We start from the raw sequence: 18721 nt of genomic DNA on the forward strand, positions 1-18721 counted from the left end.
CGACGCCCGCCGCGCGGCGGGGCGTGCCCTCGCCCCCGCCCCCGGCGTGCGTCACCCGGCGGGTCGCGGCCCGTGGCCGCCGCTCAGCTCTCGCCCACCGCCACCTTGCGAACCCGGTCCTCGGTCCCGGTGCGGTACATCACCGTCGTGCCCCAGCGCCGGGGTTCGCGGCGCGCGTCGGCGTACAGATGGCGGACGTGATTGAGCACCGAGAAGCGCGGTTCGTCACCGCCGGGGCCTTCCGGCCGTACCAGTCCGTAGGTCACCAGGGTGAAGACGATGACGGCGGCGTCGGCGCCGGAGATCCCGACGACCCTCGCCGCCTCGGCCACCGACCAGCTGCGGTCGTCGCGGGCGACGGCGGCGACGAAGGACACCGCGGCCGGGCTGAGCCGGCCCAGGGTGCGGCGCAGCCGGACCCTCAGGTCGCCCGAGGAGTCGGCGGTCATGGGCGGCGCGGTCAGACCGAACGGGCTGCGTTCCACCTCGGCCAGCAGCTCCGGCAGGGCGCGGACGAGGGTCCAGCGGCCGGCGAACTCCAGTGCCCGGGGCAATCCGTCGAGGCGCCGGCAGAGTTCGGCGACGACCGCGGCGTCGGTGTCGTCCAGCCGGTACAGCGGGTTGCCGGCGCGGATGTGCGCGCACAGCAGCCGTACGGACGGCACCTGGACCAGTTGCTCCGGGTCCGACTCGGCGCCGGGGGCGGGCACCGGCAGCGGGGCGAGGCGCAGGATCTGCTCACCGGGCACGCCGCACGGCGCGCAGGCGGTGACCAGGATGCGCAGCCGCGGATGGGCGCGCATCAGCGCGACGAGCCGGCCGGCGCCGTCCGCGGTTTCGGCGTCGTCCAGCACCAGGACGGTCGTCTCCCCCGGTGCGCGGTCGGGGAGTTCCCCGAGGGGTGTCTCCTCGCCACGGGCCCGCCACAGCACCCGGGTGCCGTCGGCCGCGACCCGTCGCACGGCCTCGGCGGCCAGGTGCGACTTCCCGACCCCTCCTATGCCGACGACCGACACCAGCCGCCCGTTCGGCTGCGCCAACAGGGCGGTGAGGGCGTCGACTTCGGTGTCCCGGCCGATCAGCGGGCTCCGGACCAGCCACGGCGTGGGGCCGCAGCCGCCTTCCCCGGAGTCGTCCGCGGTGCCGAGCCGGCGCCGGGCCGCCTCCAGCAGCGTCTCGCGCTGGGCGGAGCCGAGCCGCAGTCCGTCCGCGAGCAGCCGGATCGTGTCCAGCCGGGGGGACAGGACCTTGCCCTGCTCCAGGTTGCGTATGGCGCGCACGCTCACGGTGGTGAGGTCCGCGAGGTGCCGCTGGGTGAGTCCGGCGCGCCGGCGGTGGTCTCTCAGCAGGACGCCGAGGTCCTGCCGGTTTCGGATGTCGTTCATGACGTGCTCCGGTGGGCCGTTCCGAGGTGCTGGTGGAACCGGTGGGCGGGACGCCTGCGAGTGGGTCCGCCCGCTGCCGGTCCGCGGCGCTGTCGCGGGACATCGCCGGTGGCTGCGGGTGCCCGCCGAACGCCGACGCGGCGGGGCCGGGCGCCTGCGGCGTCGTCGTCAGCTCCAGGGGTTGGTGTTGTCCGTGGAGGAGCCGCCGTCGGCCCGTACGCTCGCCGCCCGCTGCGGGTGCGCCGCGGTCCCGGCCGCCACCGCGCCCAGGAGGGCGGCGACCGCGGTGACGAGGACGACGGCGGCCCTCACGGGCTTCACGACCGCTGCGAAGGTGCTGTTCATGGTGGCTTCCTTCCTCTCCCCCGGCCCTCTGCCGGACCTCTGGAAAGAAAGCTAGGAGTCGCTGCAATCACGTCACTTTGACCTCGCTATCCCTCCCGGATAGCCGTCGTGGCCTGCGGATTCTCCCGTGCGCGCCGTCGGCCCTCGACGGCGGACCGGCGCGGCGGCTGGACCCTGCCGGGGCCGTGCAGGGCCGGCACGGGGGCGGTGCCGGGCGGCCGGTCCGGCGCGGCGCGGAACCGGGCCGGTTCGCCTCTCCAGGCCGACGAAGCGTCGCAGAAACGTATCTTCGCTGTCCCGGGCGGGGTCTTCGGGGGCCTGGCGCCGGGGCGCCGGAGCGCTGTGCGGGTTCATGTGGGGACTGCTGCCTCTGGTCGGGGGCGCTCCTCGGCACGTGCGCGGTCGCGGTGTCGGCGTCACCGGCCTTCGTGGGCGCCACCGGCGGCCACCCGGGCGAGCAGTCCGGTGGCCCGCTCCTCCTCCTCGGCCATGCCGAGCCGCCGGAACACCTCCAGGGCGTCGGTGAGCAGTCCGCCGGCCTTCGCGGTGTCGTCGCCGCGCAGGCTCAGGTCGGCGAGGTCGACGCGGACGGAGGCGGCGCCGCCCTGGTCGAGGATGCCCTCGCGCACGGCCAGCGCCCGGTTGAAGTACGAGGCGGCCTGGGTGAGTTCGCCGAGGCGGGCGTGGACCCGGCCGAGGTCGTGCAGGAGGTACCCCTCGCCGATGACGTCGCCGTCGTCGCGGACCATGCTGAGGCCCTCGGTGAGCACCTTGCGGGCGTCGCCAGGCTGCCCGCGGTACAGGTGCAGCTGGCCCGCGCGCTGGAGCACCCGGGCCTGCCCGCCGAGGTAGCCGAGGTCGCGCCAGATCTCCAGCGCCTCGTCGAGTTCGGCCTCCACCCGGCCCACGTCGCCGCGCCGCAGCAGGATGACCGCGCGCTGGACGAGGACCGAGGCACGAGCCCAGGGGTCGCCGTCGCCGAAGTGCCGCTCGGCCCGCTCGAACAGGTCCATCGCGGCGGTGTCGTGGCCGGACAGCCGTTCCAGCAGGCCGAGATCGCGGCGGCACAGCCCGAGCCCCTTGGTGTGGCCGAGCTCCTCGAAGAGGCCGACGGCGGTGGTCAGCGACCGGCGGGCCTCGGGCAGGTTGCGGCGGTTGAGGTGCAGCGAACCCAGCGAGGCGAGCAGGGCGGCCTGGCCGAGCAGGTTGCCGCTGCGGCGCACCGCGGTCAGCGCCTTGCGGTGGGTGCGGGCCCAGTGGTCGAGATAGCCGCGGGTCTCGAAGAACGGGGCGAGGTTGACGGCGAGTTCCCAGGCGTAGCCGTCCTCGCCCTCCTGGGCGAGGCTCTCCACGGTCAGGCTGAGGTTCTCACGTTCGGTGTCGAGCCATTCCAGGGGGCGGCCGAGGACGGTCCCGACGTGGTCGGCGGGCGGGCTCCAGCGGACGGCGGGCCCGTCGAAGTAGCGGGTGCCGAGGACCCGCAGCTGTGCCTCGCAGACCAGCGCGAGCCAGGCGCCGCCCACCCGGCGGATCGCGGCCCGCCGTTCGGTCTCGTCCGACTCGGCGGCCAGCCGGTCCCGCGCGAACAGCCGGATGATGTCGTGGAAGCCGTAGCGCAGCTCCCCGGTGGCGTCGACTCCGGCGACGTCCAACATCTGCACGTCGACGAGGGGTTCCATGAGGTCGGACGGGTACGGGTAGGCGTCCGGGGCGTCGAGGAGGGGGCCGCCGATCCAGCTCGGGAAGGTGGAGCCCTTGGTGAGGCTGAGCAGGCGCAGCAGGGTGCGGTCCCTCTCGGCCAGTCCGTCGTAGGTGAGGGCCAGGCTGGCCCGGACGGTCATCTCGCCGTGGGTCAGCTCGTCCAGGCGGCGGCGTTCGTCGGCGAGCCGCTGCACCATCGAGGCGAGCGGCCAGTGCGGGCGGGCGGCCAGCCGGGCGGCGACGATGCGCAGGGCGAGCGGCAGTCCGCCGACGGCGGCGGCCAGCGCCCTGGCGGCTTCGGGTTCGCCGCCGACGCGGTCGGCGCCGACGACGTTCCCGATGAGTTCCAGTGAACCCTGCTCGTCCAGGATGTCCAGCGTGACCCGGTGGGCTCCGGGGAGCGCGGTGAGCCGGGCCCTGCTGGTGACGAGCACCCCGCAGGAGCGGCCGCCGGGCAGCAGCGGGAAGATCTGCTCCTCGCCGACGGCGTCGTCGAGGACGACCAGGATGCGGCGGGCGGCGAGCATGCTGCGGTAGATCTCGCCGCGCTCCTCCAGGGAGTCCGGGATGGCGGGACCGGGCAGGCCCAGGGCGCGCAGGAACCGGCCGAGGACCTCACGGGGGTCGACGGGGTCGGCCCGGCCGCCGCGCAGCTGGCAGTAGAGCTGGCCGTCGGGGAAGTGGGAATCGGCGAGCCGGTGCGCGACCCGGGCCGCGAAGGTGCTCTTGCCGATGCCGGAGCGGCCGGTGACGACGACGATGCCCGGCGCCCGGTCCGGCGAGCTGTTCGTGAGGACGCCCTCGGCCTCGGCGACGAGCTGCCGGTGGCCGACGAAGTCGGGCGTGTCGACCGGGAGTTGGCGTGGGACGGCGGTGCGGGCCGGGGTGTGGCCGTCCTCGTCGGCGCCCGCGTCGGGCCCGAGGTCCGGCGCGGGCGCGCCGAGCGGCTGCCCGGTGCCGCGCAGGTCGGTGCCGGCCGGGCGCTCCAGCCGCAGGGAGGGGTCCTCGGTCAGGACGGCCTGCTCCAGCCGGCGCAGGTCCTCGCCGGGCTGGAGGCCCAGTTCGTCCATGAGCAGGGTGCGGCCCTCCCGGTAGGTCTCCAGGGCCTCGGCCTGCCGGCCGGAGCGGTACAGGGCGAGCATCAACTGTCCGCGGAACCGTTCCCGTAAGGGGTTGTCGGCCACCAGCCGGGCTATCTCGGCGGTCAGCTGATGATGACGGCCGAGCGAGAGCTCCAGCTCGATGAAGGTCTCGGTGGCCGCGAGGCGTTCCTCGTCGATGTGCTCGGCGACCCGGGCGAGCGCGTCGCTGGGGATGCCGTTCAGGCAGGGGCCGCGCCACAGGCCGACCGCCGTGCGCAGCAGGGCGGCGGCCTCGGCGGTGCGGCCCCTGCCGCCGAGCGCGGCGGCCTCGGCGACGGTGCGCCGGAAGACGTTCAGGTCGAGCGCCTCGTCGTCGATCCGCAGGACGTAGCCGGGCGGCCGGGTCTCGATGGCGGCCTCGACGGCGGCGGCCGCCAGGGTCTTGCGCATCCGGGACACGCAGATCTGCACCTGGGTGCGGGCGGTCTCCGGGGGGTCCTCGGCCCAGAGCAGCCGGATGAGGTGGTCGCGGTTCTGGAGCCGTCCGCTCTCCAGGAGCAGGGCGGCGAGGACGACCTGCTGTCTGCCCGCCGTGACCGGCACCGTGCCCTGACCGCGGTCGAACACCTTCAGCTCACCCAGCACTTGAAAGGTGAATCCCACTGCCCGGTCACGCGACTCGAGGTGCACCCCGGCCATGAACCCTCCCCATCACACGCAGCAGGCCACAGCGGGCCCGGCCGCGAAGTCTATGGCCCGAACCCGGCTGCCCACCGGCCTGAGCAGGAGCTGAACAGCACTGACCAGGGGGTGGATCAGCGCCCTCATCAGGGCGGTGACGTGACCGGCCCGCCGCCACCCGGCCCGCCGCCGGGGCGGGAAACCGCGGTGATAGCGGAAGGACAGCGGAGGGCCGGACGATCGCCCGGTGTGAGCCGTCGGCGCCGCCACGGCCGTCCACCGAGAGCGAGAGGTCGGTCATCCAGTCATGAACAGCGACAACTTCCCCGTGTCCCCAGCCGGTTCGAAGGTGACGGCAGCCGGGGTGAAGCATGTGATGCTCACCTACCACTACCTGGACATCGGGGACATCGACGGGTACGCCTCCCTGACGGAGCAGGACGTGACGCTGGACCACCCCGGCGCGCCGCCGCGCCGGGGCCGGGACGCGGTGCTCAGCGCGCATGCCGCGCGGGCGACCCTGCTCCGGCGGCACGAGCTGGACACTGTCGTGGCCGACGAGGGCCGGGTGGTGGTGCTCGGCCGGGTGGTGGGCCAGGCGCCCGGTGCGGCCCGGCGGGCGGCGCCCGGCGTGGCCTTCGCGGACGTGTTCACCCTCTCCGGGCAGACCCTGGTCCGGGAGTGCCGGCGCTACTACTACGCGCCCCCGCCGGGCAGCCTGCCGGCGCACCCGGAGGACCCCGCAGCACAGTGATCCACCGACCGGCGTTCGTGGGCCGGCGGCCTTGGCGACCGCCGCCGCGCGCGGGCGCGAAGAGGTACGGGGCGAGGCGGCCGCGGGGACCGGTTTGCGGAGGGTGCCAGGGTACGGGCCGCGTCGTTTGCGCGTCGGGTCCGCACGCCAACTGGCCTGGAACAGGATGCCGTTCGGGCCTTCGGGCGCGAATTCGGCGTCATTTCCGGGGACTTGACCGCCGTTCTCCGGAACCGTCGCCGGACACCGATGTTCCGGCGTGGGAACGCTGCCTCGCCCGGTCGGCCGAAGAGCCGCGGGAGCGTACGGGGAAGCCGGCCGCACGGAACCGCAGGGGCGCGGGCGCCCTGTTCGCCCGGCGCCCGGGGCCGGGCCGCACTGGAGTCCGCCGTCCGCGCCGTACGGCGGAGGACTCCCCATGCCGCGCCCCTCCGTGGGTCCTGGTTTCCGCTGTGACCGCGGGTGCTCGCCGCCCGCGGCCTTTGCATTTCTCAGTATGGGGTCGAATCCGGCCAGGGGACAGTCACGCGATCGCGCTACACGCGGTCAATGGAGGAGAACCGCGGGACCTGTGGCCCCGCGCGCCGTGACGGAGGGAAGCGGCAGGTGGGAGCAGTCGCGGAGAGAGGAGCCCGGCGGTGGGCGGGCGGTGCCGAATCGCGGTGCGGCGGAATTCCCCCCGTAGAAAGCGGTACCGGTGGGGCGCGGTGCCCGGCACGGACCGCGCCGGGGCCCTTCACCGGGGAAATGAATTCCTCCGGTGAAGGGATCGGCAAGCGCGGAGCAGAGGACCACCGTACGGAAGAATTCAGGCCACGCTCGGCACAACAGCACGCCCCGGACCCATTGCCCCAGCGTAATGCCACCACCTTTTCGGCCAACTCGTGCGGCCGCGTTCCTGTTCACCGGCGCCCTTCCGATTTCACGCCGGACGCGACTGGTACGTGCCTTTGTCGGGTGCGCGGGGACCCCCGGCCGCGTGCCGGGGCGGCGGCATTCCGAGAACCCGCGCGAGGGACGCCGGCAGCGCCTGTGGCTCCTGTCCGAGACCGTCGACGACGCACTCAACTGATGCTATTCCAGGCCGACTTCGCCGTTGGCATATTCGCGATCGGCAACACCCGGACCGGCCGCCCAGAAGTTGTTCACACGACAACGATGCCACTACGCGCATAGAGTCGTGTGCGGAAGGTCACGTGGCGCCGGAGAAAACCACGCCCGACCCACTCCGGATTCTTCACCAACTGTGCCAATACTGAACGAATGAACGAGCAGAAACCGTCACCGGGCTCCCCTTTCATCGACGAGGACGACATCCTCGTTTACGGATGGATTGTCGACGGGGGCAGCGGCCGGGCCGACCACGCGGCCGCGGAGCTCGGACTCCCGCGGGAGAGAGCCGCCACCGCGCTGAAGCGGCTGGCCTCCCTCGGTCTCGTGCGACCCGTGCGGGACGCTCCGGACGAGGTCGTGGTCGTGGACCCCGACGCCGTGGCCGCCACGCTGACCGCGCCGCTGCGGGCCGCCATCCGCCACCAGGAGGAGCAACTCGACCTCATCCACGGGAAGATAGACCGCCTGCGGGACCACTTCTTCGCCGGCCGCACCGGCAACCGCGACTTCACCGTCGAGGTGATCCCCACGATGGAGGAGGTCAGGGCCGCCCTGAACCGGGCCTCGGCCGAGTGCAAGGAGGAAGTCGTCAGCAGCCAGCCCGGCGGCAGCGGGCGGGTCCCGGAGGCGATGGAGGAGGCCCTGGGCCGCGACCACGCCCTGCTCGCCCGGAACGTGCGCATGCGCACCCTCTACCACCACACGGCCCGCTTCAACGGCCCCAGCCAGGCGTACGTGGCGGCGGCGACGGCGCTCGGCGCCGAATACCGGACCTCGCACGAACTCTTCGGGCGCGTCATCATCTACGACAAGAGCCTCGCCTTCCTGCCCGAACGGACCGGAAGCTGGGGCGGGGTCGCGGTGCGCGAACCCACCATCGTGGGCTATCTGTACGACATCTTCGAGCAGTACTGGATCCGGGCCACCCCGTTCTCCGACGCCGCCCAGGACGGCCTGGAACAGGTGGCCAAGGAGATCCACCAGACCATCGTGGCCCTGCTCGCCGCGGGGCTGAAGGACGAGTCGATAGCCCGCCGCCTCGGCATGTCGCTGCGCACCGCCCGCCGGCACATCGCCGACATCATGGAGGCGCTCGGCGCCGACAGCCGCTTCCAGGCCGGAGTACTCGCCGCCCGCGCCCGGCTGACGGACCATCCGCAGGCCGGCAGCGGCCCGGAAAAGTGACTTGCGCGGCCCGGCCCGGTAGTCCATAGTCACGATCATCGCGGGTGTCGGCGCCGAATCGACGGCACCTGCAGGACGGTCTCCGCCGGATCCCGTGTCGGGTGCCGCCGGTCCGTCCGCGCCCCCCACCGCTCGTGCCCAGGAGCCGCCGGGCCCGAGCGTCGGACTTCCGTCCACGCAGTCGTCGCCCGCGCGTCCCCGGCGGTGGCGACACGGGCGGTGCGGTCCCGTAGTTCCTCCGCGTCACGGCCGCGGGCGCACCACGGATCACGAGCGCTCACCGGATCCGGCCCCCCACCGCGTCAGCGGAGCGCTGCCCCCCGCCGGGGGATGCCCCGCAGTGCCTCCGCGCGCCCCGGATCAGGAGATGTGCATGGACGCAGCAGCGGCCTTCCGGGCCGACCTGGAGACCTTCGTCACCGACATGGCGTGGACGTTCACCACCCACGGCGGCCGCAGCGCGGCGGTGGTCTGGCCGCGCGGCGAGGACACCGTCGTCCTCGCCCTGGCCGCGGCCCACGGGCAGCCGGGCGCGGCCGGGCGGCACCCGGCGCTCGACTTCGCGGAACGCCTCGGCACGCTCGTCGGCCGCGGGACCCGTGCCGCCTACAACACGGTCCCGGCCGGGGACGGCGTCGAGGAGACCCCGGTCGCGGCCGACACCTTCCTGCTTCAGCTGCGCGGGGCCGTCGAGGCACGCCTCACCCCGCTCGGGACGGACTGGCCCGCCGGAGTCGGCCCGCTGCGGCACCGGCTCCGGGCGGGCGAGGTCCTCTACCTCCCGGCCGGGTTCAACCGGGTGCTGTCCGCGCGGAGTCAGGCGCTCGTGCTGGAGCTGACCCTCTCGCCGCGGGAACCGGACCGGGTGGCGACGAACCGCAGTTCGCTGGTGTAGCGGGCGCCGGAGGCGTCCGGCAGCCACAGCCGGTCCGGCCCCGGGTGCATCTCCGTCAGGGTGACGGCGGCGTCCGGTCCCTCCGGCACCGCGCGGAGCGTCCTGGCCATCAGGTCGACCAGCGCGAGACTGCCGAAGTCCGCTGCCATCGGCTTGAGTTCCTGCGGCACCCGGTAGAACACCCGTTCCGGCAGGCCCAGTGCGGCCCGCCACCGGCGGGCGGCGGCGAACCGGGCGGCCTCGTCGGTCTCGTGGACCCAGGCCAGCCCGGCGGCCGGCACCGACCAGGACTCCCGGGCCACCACCAGCCGGCCGACGGTCACCCGGGGCCGGTGCGGTGCCGGCGCGAACGGGCTGAACGCGCCGGCCACCGCCGCGCTCAGGAACTCGCCGAGCGCCTCCGACAGGGTGATGCGCGTGCCGTCGCCGGCGTTCACCACCAGCCCTTCGCCCTCCCGGTGCACCAGCAGCCCGCCCGCGGGCAGCGGTGTCCCCGGCACCTCGGCCGCGTCCTGCCCCTCCGCCCACGACCAGTAGCGGTACTCCGGCGACAGCAGCGCGGACGGCGGCGCCAGCCGGGAGCTGACGAACAGCGAGTCCTTCGGCGGCACGGCGTACACCCGGCGGCCCGCGTGATCGGTCTCCGCCGCCCGCAGCAGCCGTTCCGGTTCGGGGTGCCGGTCGACGAAGGCGCGGCCCTCCACGGTGTTGGTGGCCACGTGCAGTTCGCCGAGGACACCCTCCCAGTCGCCGGCCGCGACCGCCTCCGGTCCCGTCGCCGCGATCATCAGGTCGGGGCAGTGGTGCGTCGCGGCCGCCCAGGGCAGCGGTCCGGCCGGGAACTCCCGCGCCACGGCGGCGGCGAGCGAGGCGGCGTCCACCGTGCAGCGGGGGGCGTCGGGCAGCAGCAACACCCGCCGCCACCGCTCCTGGAACTCCGCGACGGCGCGCTCGACCGGCGGGGGCACGCTGCGGTGGCCGGTGGACAGCCGGTCGGCCGCCAGCGCCACCAGCCAGGCCAGCGGGACCCCCGTGCGGCCGGTGCGCCGGGTCTCGCGGTCGTACAGCGCCTCGAACAGCTGTCGGTAGCCGTCGGCGGCCCGTCGTACGAGCCAGTCGGCGCTGTCCAGGAGCAGGCCGAGCGGTTCGGCCAGTTCCGACAACAGCGAGGGGCCCAGGCCGACCTCGACGTCCCGGGCGGTGTCCTCGTAGACCAGGGTGCGGCCGGCGTAGTCGGCGCCCGCGCGGCGGGTCGCGTCCCGGGTGGTGATCTCCTCGAACGCGCCGCGCAGCGCGGTCAGCGCCGGGTCCAGCCGGTCCGGGTCGCCGGCCGCCGCGGCGACGTCCTGCCGAAGCCGCTCCAGCCGGTCCACCGGTGCAAGGACGCGGGCCCGCACCTCCGGGTCGCCGATCCGGGCCAGCGCCCGGCGCAGGGTGCGCTCCGGGCGGGCCTCGACGGGGCCGGTGAGGTCGAGGCGGAGGACGCCCTCGTCGTGCAGTCGTACCAGGACACCGAGGGCGGCCCGGGGTCCGCCGGGGGCGGCGGCGGACACCTCGGCGGCGGTGCGCCGGCCGTCGCACAGGTCCAGCAGGGCCAGTTCGGCGTCGGTGAGTTCGCGCGGCGGGCGGCGCGGGCGCAGCAGGGTGCGTCCGCGCCGGGCGTGCGAGGTGACCGGGCGCGGCACCAGCCAGGGCAGCACGCCGGGCATCCGGGCCACGGTGGCGGCCAGGGCGTCCACGGCCCAGTTCTCGAAGAAGGTGTGCCGCTCGGAGGTGAGCGCCGGGCCCGGACGCACCGTCAGCGGGGCCCCGCCTTCGGTGCAGCGGGCCCATCCGACGGGCCCGAACCAGCCGATGGTGTCGTTCTTCATGGTGTAGCGCTGGAGATAGGAGGCGACCACGCGTTCGTTGCGGCGGCCCCGCGCGTTGCGCGGGCCGCCCGCGGCCGCCTTGTCCAGATGGTGGTGGACCACGGCCTGGTTCTGCCAGAGCACGGCCTCCCGGAAGCCGGGCGACCCGGCCGTGCGGGCCACCCCGGCGCGCAGGTCGTCGACGGCCCGGTCGTAGGCGTGCCGGTAGTCGGCCGCGGCCGTGGGGTCGCCGCCGGCCGCGCGATCGGCCGCGGCGGCGAGCGCGGGACTGGCGAGGGCCGTGAGGTCGGAGGCGGGGAAACCGGCGCCGCGCAGCATCACGTCGCGCCACACGGACCAGCCGGTCGAGCCCAGCGGGGCGAGGTGCCCGGGGTGCGCGGGCGGGGGTTCACCCGCCCGGGAGGCCAGCTCGGTGCGCTCCCGCCCGGTGGCTGCCGACCGCAGCCGGGCCTCGAACACCCAGTCCCTGACGGGGTTGCCGCGGCTCCACAGCAGCCGCCCGCCGGCCAGGACGTCGCCGCGCCCGGCCAGTCCGGCGTGCCAGGCGCGGAACTCCGGGGACCGCCACAGGGCGAGCGGGACGTGCCGGTCGGCGCCCTCGCGGCGGTCGCCGGGGCCGGCCAGGTCGAGGGCCGCCGCGACCGCGCCGGGCAGGTCGTGGGCGACCGGGACGGAGAGCAGCTCCGCGAAGTGCAGCAGGTACTCGTTGCGCTGGGCGTCGGGCGGCGAGCCGAGCACCGCCCGCCCGCAGTCGTGCCAGGCGCCCCACTTCACGTTGGTGACCAGGCCGGGCAGGGTGGCCAGGTCGCGGGGGACGTAGAAGAGGATGGCGTCGGCCGCGTGCATCGCCGCCTCCTCCCAGGCGACCTGTTGCGGGTACGGCGGTTCGGACCCGCCCTCGGGAGCCTCGGGCAGGAAGACGGCGAGCCGGCCGTCGCCGGTCCAGTGCTCGCGCAGCAGGCGTTCGGCGCGCGGCCGCCAGGACTCCAGGGCGGGATCCCGGGGCGTGGGGCCGCACAGGTAGAGGGACACGGACCAGTGCTCGGGCCAGGGCTCGCCTACGTGGACCACGGTGACGTCGCCGGACACGGGGGCTCCTCTCGGAAGAGCGGAAGGCGGGAAGCAGGACGGGGGCGGGGTGGGACGGGGTCGGGGTGGGACGGGGGTCGGGGCGGCTCGGGGAAGCGCGGAGGTGATCGAGCCGGGGGGCCGGGCGGCGCGGTGCGGGCGCCGCCCGGGACCGGTCAGCCCCGGCCGCCCGGGGCAGGGGTGGCCTGGTCGGCGAGGGCCCGAAGGTCGGGCAGGTCGAAGACGTCCTCCACCTCCAGGTGGAAGCCCTCGGCGCGCACGAGTGCGGTCAGCCGCAGCGCGGTGAGGGAGTTGCCGCCCAGGTCGAAGAAGTTCTCCTGACCGCCGACCGCCCGGTGGAAGATCTTCTCGGCCGCGGCGAGCACCGCGCCCAGCGCCGGGTCCGGCGCCCCGTCCCCGGCACCGGCGCCGCGCCCGTCCGCCGCGGCGGGGTCGTCGGCGGAGGCGGCGCGCGGACCACGGTCGGGCACCGGGCCGCCGGCCGGCCCGTGCGTCCCGGCGGCGGCCGCCTCGCAGGCGGTCCGCACGGCGAGCCGGTCGGTCTTGCCGTTGGTCAGCCGCGGCAGGGCGTCCAGGACGACGAGTTCGGCGGGCAGCATCGCCTCCGGGACCTCGGCCGCAAGCCCGCGCCGGGCGTCCGCCGGGTCGAAGGAGGCGGCTGCGGCCACCGTGACGGCGGCGGCCAGCCGTACCCGCTCGGGATCGTCGGCGTCCAGCACCACGGCGACGGCCTCGCGGACCCCGGGCAGGGCCAGCAGCCGCTGCTCCAGTTCGCCGGGTTCCACGCGGTGGCCGCGGATCTTCACCTGGTCGTCGTCGCGTCCCCGGAAGTACAGGAGCCCGTCCGGGCCCGAGCACACCAGGTCACCGGTGCGGTAGGCGCGCGCCCCGCCGGCCGAGGCCGCCGGGACGAACCGCTCCCGGGTCGCCTCGGGGCGGTTCAGGTAGCCGGCCGCCACCGAGTCGCCGAGGACGAGCAGTTCGCCTACGACGCCCTCGGGCACGTCGTTCCCGTGCGGGTCGGTCACCAGCACCCCGCTGTTGGGCAGCGGCCGGCCCAGGGGCACATCCGCGCCCTCGTCGCCGCGCACCACGTGGTAGGTGGCCCACACGGTCGCCTCGGTCGGGCCGTACATGTTGACGAAAACGGTGTCCGGGTAGGCCGCGCGCAGCCGTCGCAGGAGCGTGCCGGGCAGCCGTTCGCCGCCGAGCAGCCAGTAGCGCGGCGCGACGTCCCAGCGCCCCAGCGAGTGGCCCAGCTCCCGCGCGGTCAGCAGTTGGCCGGCGCGCGAGGGCGTGCACTGCCGGTGCTCGAACGGGCGCCGGTCGGCGGGGTTCTCGCGAGCGTCGGGCGAGCGGAGCTGGACGTGCCGGCCGTGGGTCAGCGGCCAGAACATCTCGACGAAGGAGATGTCGAACGACGGCGAGGTCTCGGCCAGCCAGTCCCCCTGCGCCGCGCCGGGCAGGGCCCGTGTCATCGCCCGCAGGAACCCGGCCAGGTTGTGGTGGGTGACGGTCACGCCCTTGGGGCGGCCCGTGCTGCCCGAGGTGTACATCAGATAGGCCGGCTCGTCCGGTCCGGGACGGCCGCCGGGCGGCGCGGTGCCGCCGTCCGGTCGCGGGGGCAGGGCGTCGGTGGTGAGGACGTCCCGCTCGGGCGTCCCGGCCAGGAAGGGGGCACCGGCCGTGCCGGGGCCGCACACCACCAGCGCGGACGCCGAGTCGGCGAGCACGAACCGGTTGCGTTCGGCGGGGCCACGCGGGTCCACCGGCACGTAGCACAGGCCTTCCCGCCAGACCGCCAGCGCGGTCGCCACCTGCCAGACGTCGTGGCCGCAGGCGGCGGCGACCCGGGCGCCCCGGGGCAGCTCCCGGGACCGCAGCGCCGCCCGCACCCGTACCGCGGCGTCCGTCAACTCGTCGTAACTCCACGCACGTTCGCCGTCGCTGACGGCCGGGGCGCCGGGCGCGAGGGCGGCGGCGCGCTCGACGAGTTCGACGACGGAGGGCGCCGGTGCGCCGTCCGTCTGCGGGTGGCCGCCGAGGCGCCGCCGCACCTCGGCGGTGCTCGCGGCGTCCAGCAGCGCGAAGTCCCCCACCCGCAGCTCGGGCCGCGCGGGCAGCTCGGTCAGGGCCTGCACGACGGCCGAGGCGAGCTGCGGGGCCGGCGGCCAGGGGACGAGCCCGCTGCGCCAGTCGAAGAGGACCAGTCCGTCCTCGGGGCCGAGCACCACTTCGACGTTGAGCGGGGCGCCGGGCTCCGCGGCCCGCCGGGCGGCCGTCGCGCGCTCGTCGGTGCCGGGCGGCAGGGAGCCGTCCCGGAAGGCGAGCACCAGGTCGGCGTAGGCACGGCTGCCGGGCCGTCCGGGGCGGGCGGCTCCGTCCGCCGCGGCGAGGTCGCCGACGGACGCGAACTTGCGGCCGTGCAGGGCCAGCGACTCGGCGCGGACCCGTTCGACGAGTTCGCCGAAGGTGTCGCCGGCGGAGCAGGGGATCGTGGTGGGCACGACGTTGAGGTAGAGGCCGACGGCGTCGAAGCCGACCGCCCGCAGGTCGCGCAGGGTCATCGGCACGCCGACGACGGGGGTGCGGTCCGGCGCCAGCCGGTGCAGCGCGGCCAGGACGGCCGCGTGCGCCACGGAGACCGCGGAGGCGCGGGCCCGCCGGGCGGCCCCCCGCAGCGCGGCGACCGTCCCGGGTGCCAGCCGCACCGCGTGGTGCGCGCGCTCCCGGGGGTCCTCGCCGAGGCGGCTCAGCAGGGGCGCGTCCGCCGCGCCGGGGTCGGCCGGCCGGGGCGGCGCCGGGTCGCGCGGGCGCGGCGGCAGCTCCCTGCGGGACGCGTCCAGCAGCGCCTCCTGGGCGCACCGGTAGTGGTCCGCGTCGTCCTCGGGGACGGCGTCGGGGTGAGCGAGGAAGTGCCGCAGCGCCTGGCCGACGAGCAGTACGGAGTGCTCGTCGACGAGGGCGTGGTGAACGCGCAGCGCCAGCACCGGGCCGCTGCCGCTCAGGTCCAGACGGGCCGTCAGCAGGACGGGCCCGAACGGCTCGAGACCGTCGGCGTCCGGGTCGTCGTCGCCGAGGGTGACCCGGGCGGTCTCCTCGGGCAGGTCGTCGTAGCCGCGCAGCTCCTGCACCAGCCGGTCGGGGGTGTCGTGGAAGCGGACGCGCAGGGCCGCGGCCGAGCGCAGCAGGGCGGTCCAGGCCCGCTGGACCTCGGCGAGGCCGACCGCGGCCGGCGCCCCGCCGGTCTCGTCGCCGTCCAGCGGGATGCGGACGGGCAGGGTGCCGACGCGGTGCCGGTCGGAGAGCAGCGAGGCGATCAGCTGGGCCGCCTGGTGCGGGGTCGCCTCCAGCGTGGGTGCCGGCCGCGGGGCGGAGTTCATCGGGTCTCCTCGCCGGCCGCCGTGCCGCCGAGCACGGAGCCGATCAGTCGGTGGGCCAGGCCCAGCCGCTCCTCGCGGGGCAGCGGCGCGAGCGCGGGCCACAGCAGGTACAGGGCACCGCTCCGGCCGGGGCCACCGGCGAAGGGCCCGGCGGAAGCGGGCGCGGCGGCCGGGTCCGCGGACGCGGTGGACCCCGGCGCGGGCGCCGTGCCCCGTCCCCGCTCGGCCAGTTCCGTCAGGCGGCGCTGGTCGACCTTGCCGCTGGTGTTGTACGGGAGGGTCTCCAGGTGGTGGATCGTCAGGTGCCGCAGCTGCGCCGGCAAGGCCGCGCGGATCGCCTCGTCGGTCGGGTCCGGGGCCGTGCCCGGGGCGAGGGTGACGAACAGGTGCAGCCGGGGCCCGGCGGCCGAGTCGACCGTGAGCGCCACCGCCTGCTCGACGCCGGGCCTGCGCAGGGCGACCGCCTCGGCCTCGCCGAGTTCGAAGCGCACCCCGGCCAGCTTGAACTGCCGGTCCCGGCGCCCCGAGTAGTGCAGGCGGCCGGCGCTGTCGAGGTGGACGACGTCCCCGGTGCGGTACACGACCGCGCCGTCCTCGGAGTGCGGGTCGGCGACGAAGCGGGCGGCGGTCTGTCGGGGCGCGTGCGCGTAGCCGGTGGCCACACCGTCCCCGCCGACCCACAGTTCGCCCTGCTCGCCCGGTGCGGCGAGGGCGCCGTCGGGGGTGACCACACGGGTGTAGCCGTAAGGCAGGGCGCGGCCGATCGGGGGCAGCCCGGTGCCGCCGGGGTCGACCCAGCCGGCCGTGGCCACCACGGTCGTCTCGGTCGGGCCGTACATGTTGAGCACCTCGAACGGCACGTCCTCGGGGAGGGCGTGCAGCCGGTCACCGCCGGTGGAGATGCGGTCGAGCCGACTGCCGACCGGCTTCGGCACCCGGGCGAGGAGTTCGGCGATGGGGGTGGAGACGAAGGCGTACTCGACCCCGGTCTCGGCGAACCAGTCCGCGAGGCGCTGCGGGTCGGCGCGGATTCCGGCGGGCGCGAGCCGGATGCGCGCGCCGGCGTACAGCCCGGACCACACCTCGAACGCGGAGGCGTCGAAGGCGGCGTTGGCGAGCTGGCCGACGACGGTGTCGGGGCCGAGCCGCAGTTCGCGGAGGGCCCAGTCGGCGAGCCGGTCCAGGGCGGGCCGGGGCACCGTCACGCCCTTGGGCTCGCCGGTGCTTCCGGAGGTGAACATGACGTAGGCGGGGGCCGCGCTGTCGGTGTCCGGCGGGGTGTCCGGTTCGGCGGGCGCCGCGGGCCACTCGTCGACGAGGGCGGCCCAGTCCACCAGGCGGGGCGCGGCGTCGGGCCCGTCGAGGGCGGCGGCGCGCCCGGCGGGGACGCCGGGCAGCCGGACGACGGTGGTGCAGCGGGCCTGGGCGACCATGGAGGCGAGGCGTTCGTCGGGCTGTCCCGCCTCCAGGGGGACGTAGGTGCCGCCGGCGTGCAGGACGGCGTAGGCGCAGGCGAAGAAGTCGGGGGAGGCCGTCCCGAGGAGGCCGACGACCTCGCCGGGCCGCTCCAGAAGCTGCCGGGCGGCCTCGCCCCAGGCCGCGAGCCGGCCGTAGGTGATCCGGCGTTCGCCGTCGTCGAGGGCGACCGCGTCCGGGTCGGCGGCGGCGCGCCCGGTCACCCGGGCGACGAGCGCCGCGGCGGGCTCGGTCCGCCGCTCGGGCAGCAGCTGCACCCAGGTGCGCAGCCATTCCAGGGTCCCGGTCCACAGCGCCCACAGGTCGTCGCGGCCGACCGCACCGTCCTGGGCCTCCATCAGCAGTTCGACGCGGGTGTCGTCGCCGGTGCCGGAGGTCACGGCCACCACGTTGACGGGGAACTTGGCGGCTCCGTTGAAGACACCGAGCTGGACGCGGGCGGTGGCGCCGGCCAGTTCGACCTCGCGCTCGACCTGCTGATGCATGCTGAACGCGGCCCGCACCACGGCGCCGTCGCCGCGTCCGTCGGTGCCGCCGACGGCCTGGACGACGTCGGCGAGGGGCACGGCGGAGGAGTCCATCGCCTCGCGCAGCGCGCCGCGGGTGCGGCGCAGGGTGGCCTCGGGCAACTCGCCGGGGCGCCGTTCGACGACCACGGGGACCGTGGACACGAACATGCCGACGGTGTCCTCGTGGCCGGGCGGGCGGTTCTCGACGGCGCTGCCGAGGACGGCGGCGCCGACCCCCTCGTACTGGGTGAGCGCCTGGGAGAACGCCGTGAACAGGGCGGTGAACAGGGAGACCGACGCCTTGCGGGCCCCCTCTCTCACCTCGCGCAGCAGGGCGGGCGGCACCGGCAGCCGCAGGAAGGTGTCCCGGCCGGTGGGGGCGAGGCCGCCGTCCAGGATGCGGCCGACGGCCTTCGCGGCGCGCTCGGCGACCTTGCGGACCTCGGCGGGGTCGGCGGGGGTCTGGGCCGCGGCGTAGCCGAAGTAGCGGGTGTCGGGTGTCTCGGTGTCCTCGTGGAGGCTGCCGAGCAGGGCGACGAAGGACTTGCCGTCGTGGATCAGGTGGTGCTCGGTGTGCACCAGCACCGCGCGACCGTCGGGGAACCGGGCCAGCACCCAGCGCAGCAGCGGGCCGGTCCGCAGGTCGAAGGGACGGTCGGCGCCGCTGAGGCGGACGAGTTCCTCCGGGGAGACGTCCGCGTTCGGGAGGTCCACGACGGTGAGGTCGGTCTCGGCGTCGGTGACGTCGGCGGCGGGCACCACCTGCCAGGGTTCGCCGTCGTCGAAGACCAGCCGGGTGCGCAGCACCGGATGACGGCGCAGCAGGCCGCGCAGCAGGCCGCGCAGGGCGGCGGGGCGGGGCACCTCGGTGAAGTGGAACAGGGCGTGGAAGACGTAGCGGGAGGAGTCCGGGTCCAGCAGGGACTGGTACCAGATCACCCGCTGCTGCCAGGTGAGCGGTGCCCGGTCGGCGGGCGCGGCCTCGGCGGGGCCCGCGGCCGGGTCGGTGCGGGGGCGGTCGGCGAGGTCGTCCAGGAGGTGCCGCACGCTGGAGGCGTTGAGCACCTCGTGGGCCCCGACGTCCAGTCCGTGCGCGCGGCGCATCCGCACGGTGAGCTGGGCGGCGTCCAGGGAGCTGCCGCCCATGGCCGCGAACGAGGTGTCGAGCGGTTCCCCGGGGGCGAGGCCGAGGGTCTGCCGTACGTCGTCGGCCAGGCTCTCCACGAGGGCGTCGGCCGTGTTCGTTGTCATG

The 18721-nt window shown here is 75.7% G+C and carries 9 protein-coding genes; 3 read left to right on the forward strand and 6 right to left on the reverse strand.

Going from position 1 to position 18721, the window contains the following annotated elements; translation table 11 throughout:
• Nucleotides 1-83 precede the first annotated feature (83 nt).
• From ACZ3KP_RS33900 to ACZ3KP_RS33910, 3 genes are all read right to left on the reverse strand, one after another.
• Nucleotides 84-1385, reverse strand: a complete 1302-nt coding sequence (locus ACZ3KP_RS33900; protein ID WP_467504214.1) for a helix-turn-helix domain-containing protein — start codon at nucleotides 1383-1385, stop codon at nucleotides 84-86.
• Between the two features lie 168 nt (nucleotides 1386-1553).
• Nucleotides 1554-1730 (reverse strand): hypothetical protein, encoded by a 177-nt coding sequence (locus ACZ3KP_RS33905; protein WP_467504216.1) that lies wholly within the window; start codon nucleotides 1728-1730, stop codon nucleotides 1554-1556.
• A 416-nt stretch (nucleotides 1731-2146) separates the two neighbouring features.
• Nucleotides 2147-5212, reverse strand: coding sequence for an AfsR/SARP family transcriptional regulator (locus ACZ3KP_RS33910; protein WP_467504218.1), 3066 nt, complete (start codon nucleotides 5210-5212; stop codon nucleotides 2147-2149).
• Between the two features lie 289 nt (nucleotides 5213-5501).
• On the opposite strand from ACZ3KP_RS33910, the gene ACZ3KP_RS33915 reads away from it, so the two are divergent.
• From ACZ3KP_RS33915 to ACZ3KP_RS33925, 3 genes are all read left to right on the forward strand, one after another.
• Complete coding sequence (locus ACZ3KP_RS33915) at nucleotides 5502-5948, forward strand: nuclear transport factor 2 family protein (protein ID WP_467504220.1); 447 nt, start codon at nucleotides 5502-5504, stop codon at nucleotides 5946-5948.
• A gap of 1263 nt (nucleotides 5949-7211) precedes the next feature.
• Nucleotides 7212-8246: a helix-turn-helix transcriptional regulator gene (locus ACZ3KP_RS33920; RefSeq protein WP_467504221.1), complete on the forward strand. Its 1035-nt coding sequence runs from the start codon at nucleotides 7212-7214 to the stop codon at nucleotides 8244-8246.
• 373 nt (nucleotides 8247-8619) lie between these two features.
• Nucleotides 8620-9141 carry a hypothetical protein gene (locus tag ACZ3KP_RS33925; RefSeq protein ID WP_467504223.1) on the forward strand — a complete coding sequence of 174 codons (522 nt, stop codon included), beginning with the start codon at nucleotides 8620-8622 and terminating at the stop codon, nucleotides 9139-9141.
• On the opposite strand, the gene ACZ3KP_RS33930 is transcribed toward ACZ3KP_RS33925, so the two are convergent.
• From ACZ3KP_RS33930 to ACZ3KP_RS33940, 3 genes are all read right to left on the reverse strand, one after another.
• A complete protein-coding gene (locus ACZ3KP_RS33930) occupies nucleotides 9063-12101 on the reverse strand; it encodes a lantibiotic dehydratase (protein ID WP_467504225.1) in 3039 nt (1012 codons plus the stop codon). The two genes, ACZ3KP_RS33925 and ACZ3KP_RS33930, sit on opposite strands and share 79 nt — an antisense overlap.
• Nucleotides 12102-12256: 155 nt before the next feature.
• Nucleotides 12257-15484, reverse strand: a complete 3228-nt coding sequence (locus tag ACZ3KP_RS33935; protein WP_467504227.1) for a non-ribosomal peptide synthetase — start codon at nucleotides 15482-15484, stop codon at nucleotides 12257-12259.
• Nucleotides 15481-18720 carry an AMP-binding protein gene (locus tag ACZ3KP_RS33940; protein WP_467504229.1) on the reverse strand — a complete coding sequence of 1080 codons (3240 nt, stop codon included), beginning with the start codon at nucleotides 18718-18720 and terminating at the stop codon, nucleotides 15481-15483. The genes ACZ3KP_RS33935 and ACZ3KP_RS33940 overlap by 4 nt, the downstream gene beginning before the upstream one ends.
• Nucleotide 18721: the final 1 nt, after the last annotated feature.

The sequence above is a fragment of the Streptomyces sp. NPDC020958 genome, from assembly GCF_055562175.1.

Excerpts from the sequence above, each read along its gene's own strand:
- ACZ3KP_RS33935 (WP_467504227.1), bottom strand. The coding sequence starts at position 15,484 with ATGAACTCCGCCCCGCGGCCGGCACCCACGCTGGAGGCGACCCCGCAC.
- ACZ3KP_RS33910 (WP_467504218.1), bottom strand. The coding sequence starts at position 5,212 with ATGGCCGGGGTGCACCTCGAGTCGCGTGACCGGGCAGTGGGATTCACC.
- ACZ3KP_RS33915 (WP_467504220.1), top strand. The coding sequence starts at position 5,502 with ATGAACAGCGACAACTTCCCCGTGTCCCCAGCCGGTTCGAAGGTGACG.
- ACZ3KP_RS33925 (WP_467504223.1), top strand. The coding sequence starts at position 8,620 with ATGGACGCAGCAGCGGCCTTCCGGGCCGACCTGGAGACCTTCGTCACC.
- ACZ3KP_RS33940 (WP_467504229.1), bottom strand. The coding sequence starts at position 18,720 with ATGACAACGAACACGGCCGACGCCCTCGTGGAGAGCCTGGCCGACGAC.
- ACZ3KP_RS33900 (WP_467504214.1), bottom strand. The coding sequence starts at position 1,385 with ATGAACGACATCCGAAACCGGCAGGACCTCGGCGTCCTGCTGAGAGAC.
- ACZ3KP_RS33920 (WP_467504221.1), top strand. The coding sequence starts at position 7,212 with ATGAACGAGCAGAAACCGTCACCGGGCTCCCCTTTCATCGACGAGGAC.
- ACZ3KP_RS33905 (WP_467504216.1), bottom strand. The coding sequence starts at position 1,730 with ATGAACAGCACCTTCGCAGCGGTCGTGAAGCCCGTGAGGGCCGCCGTC.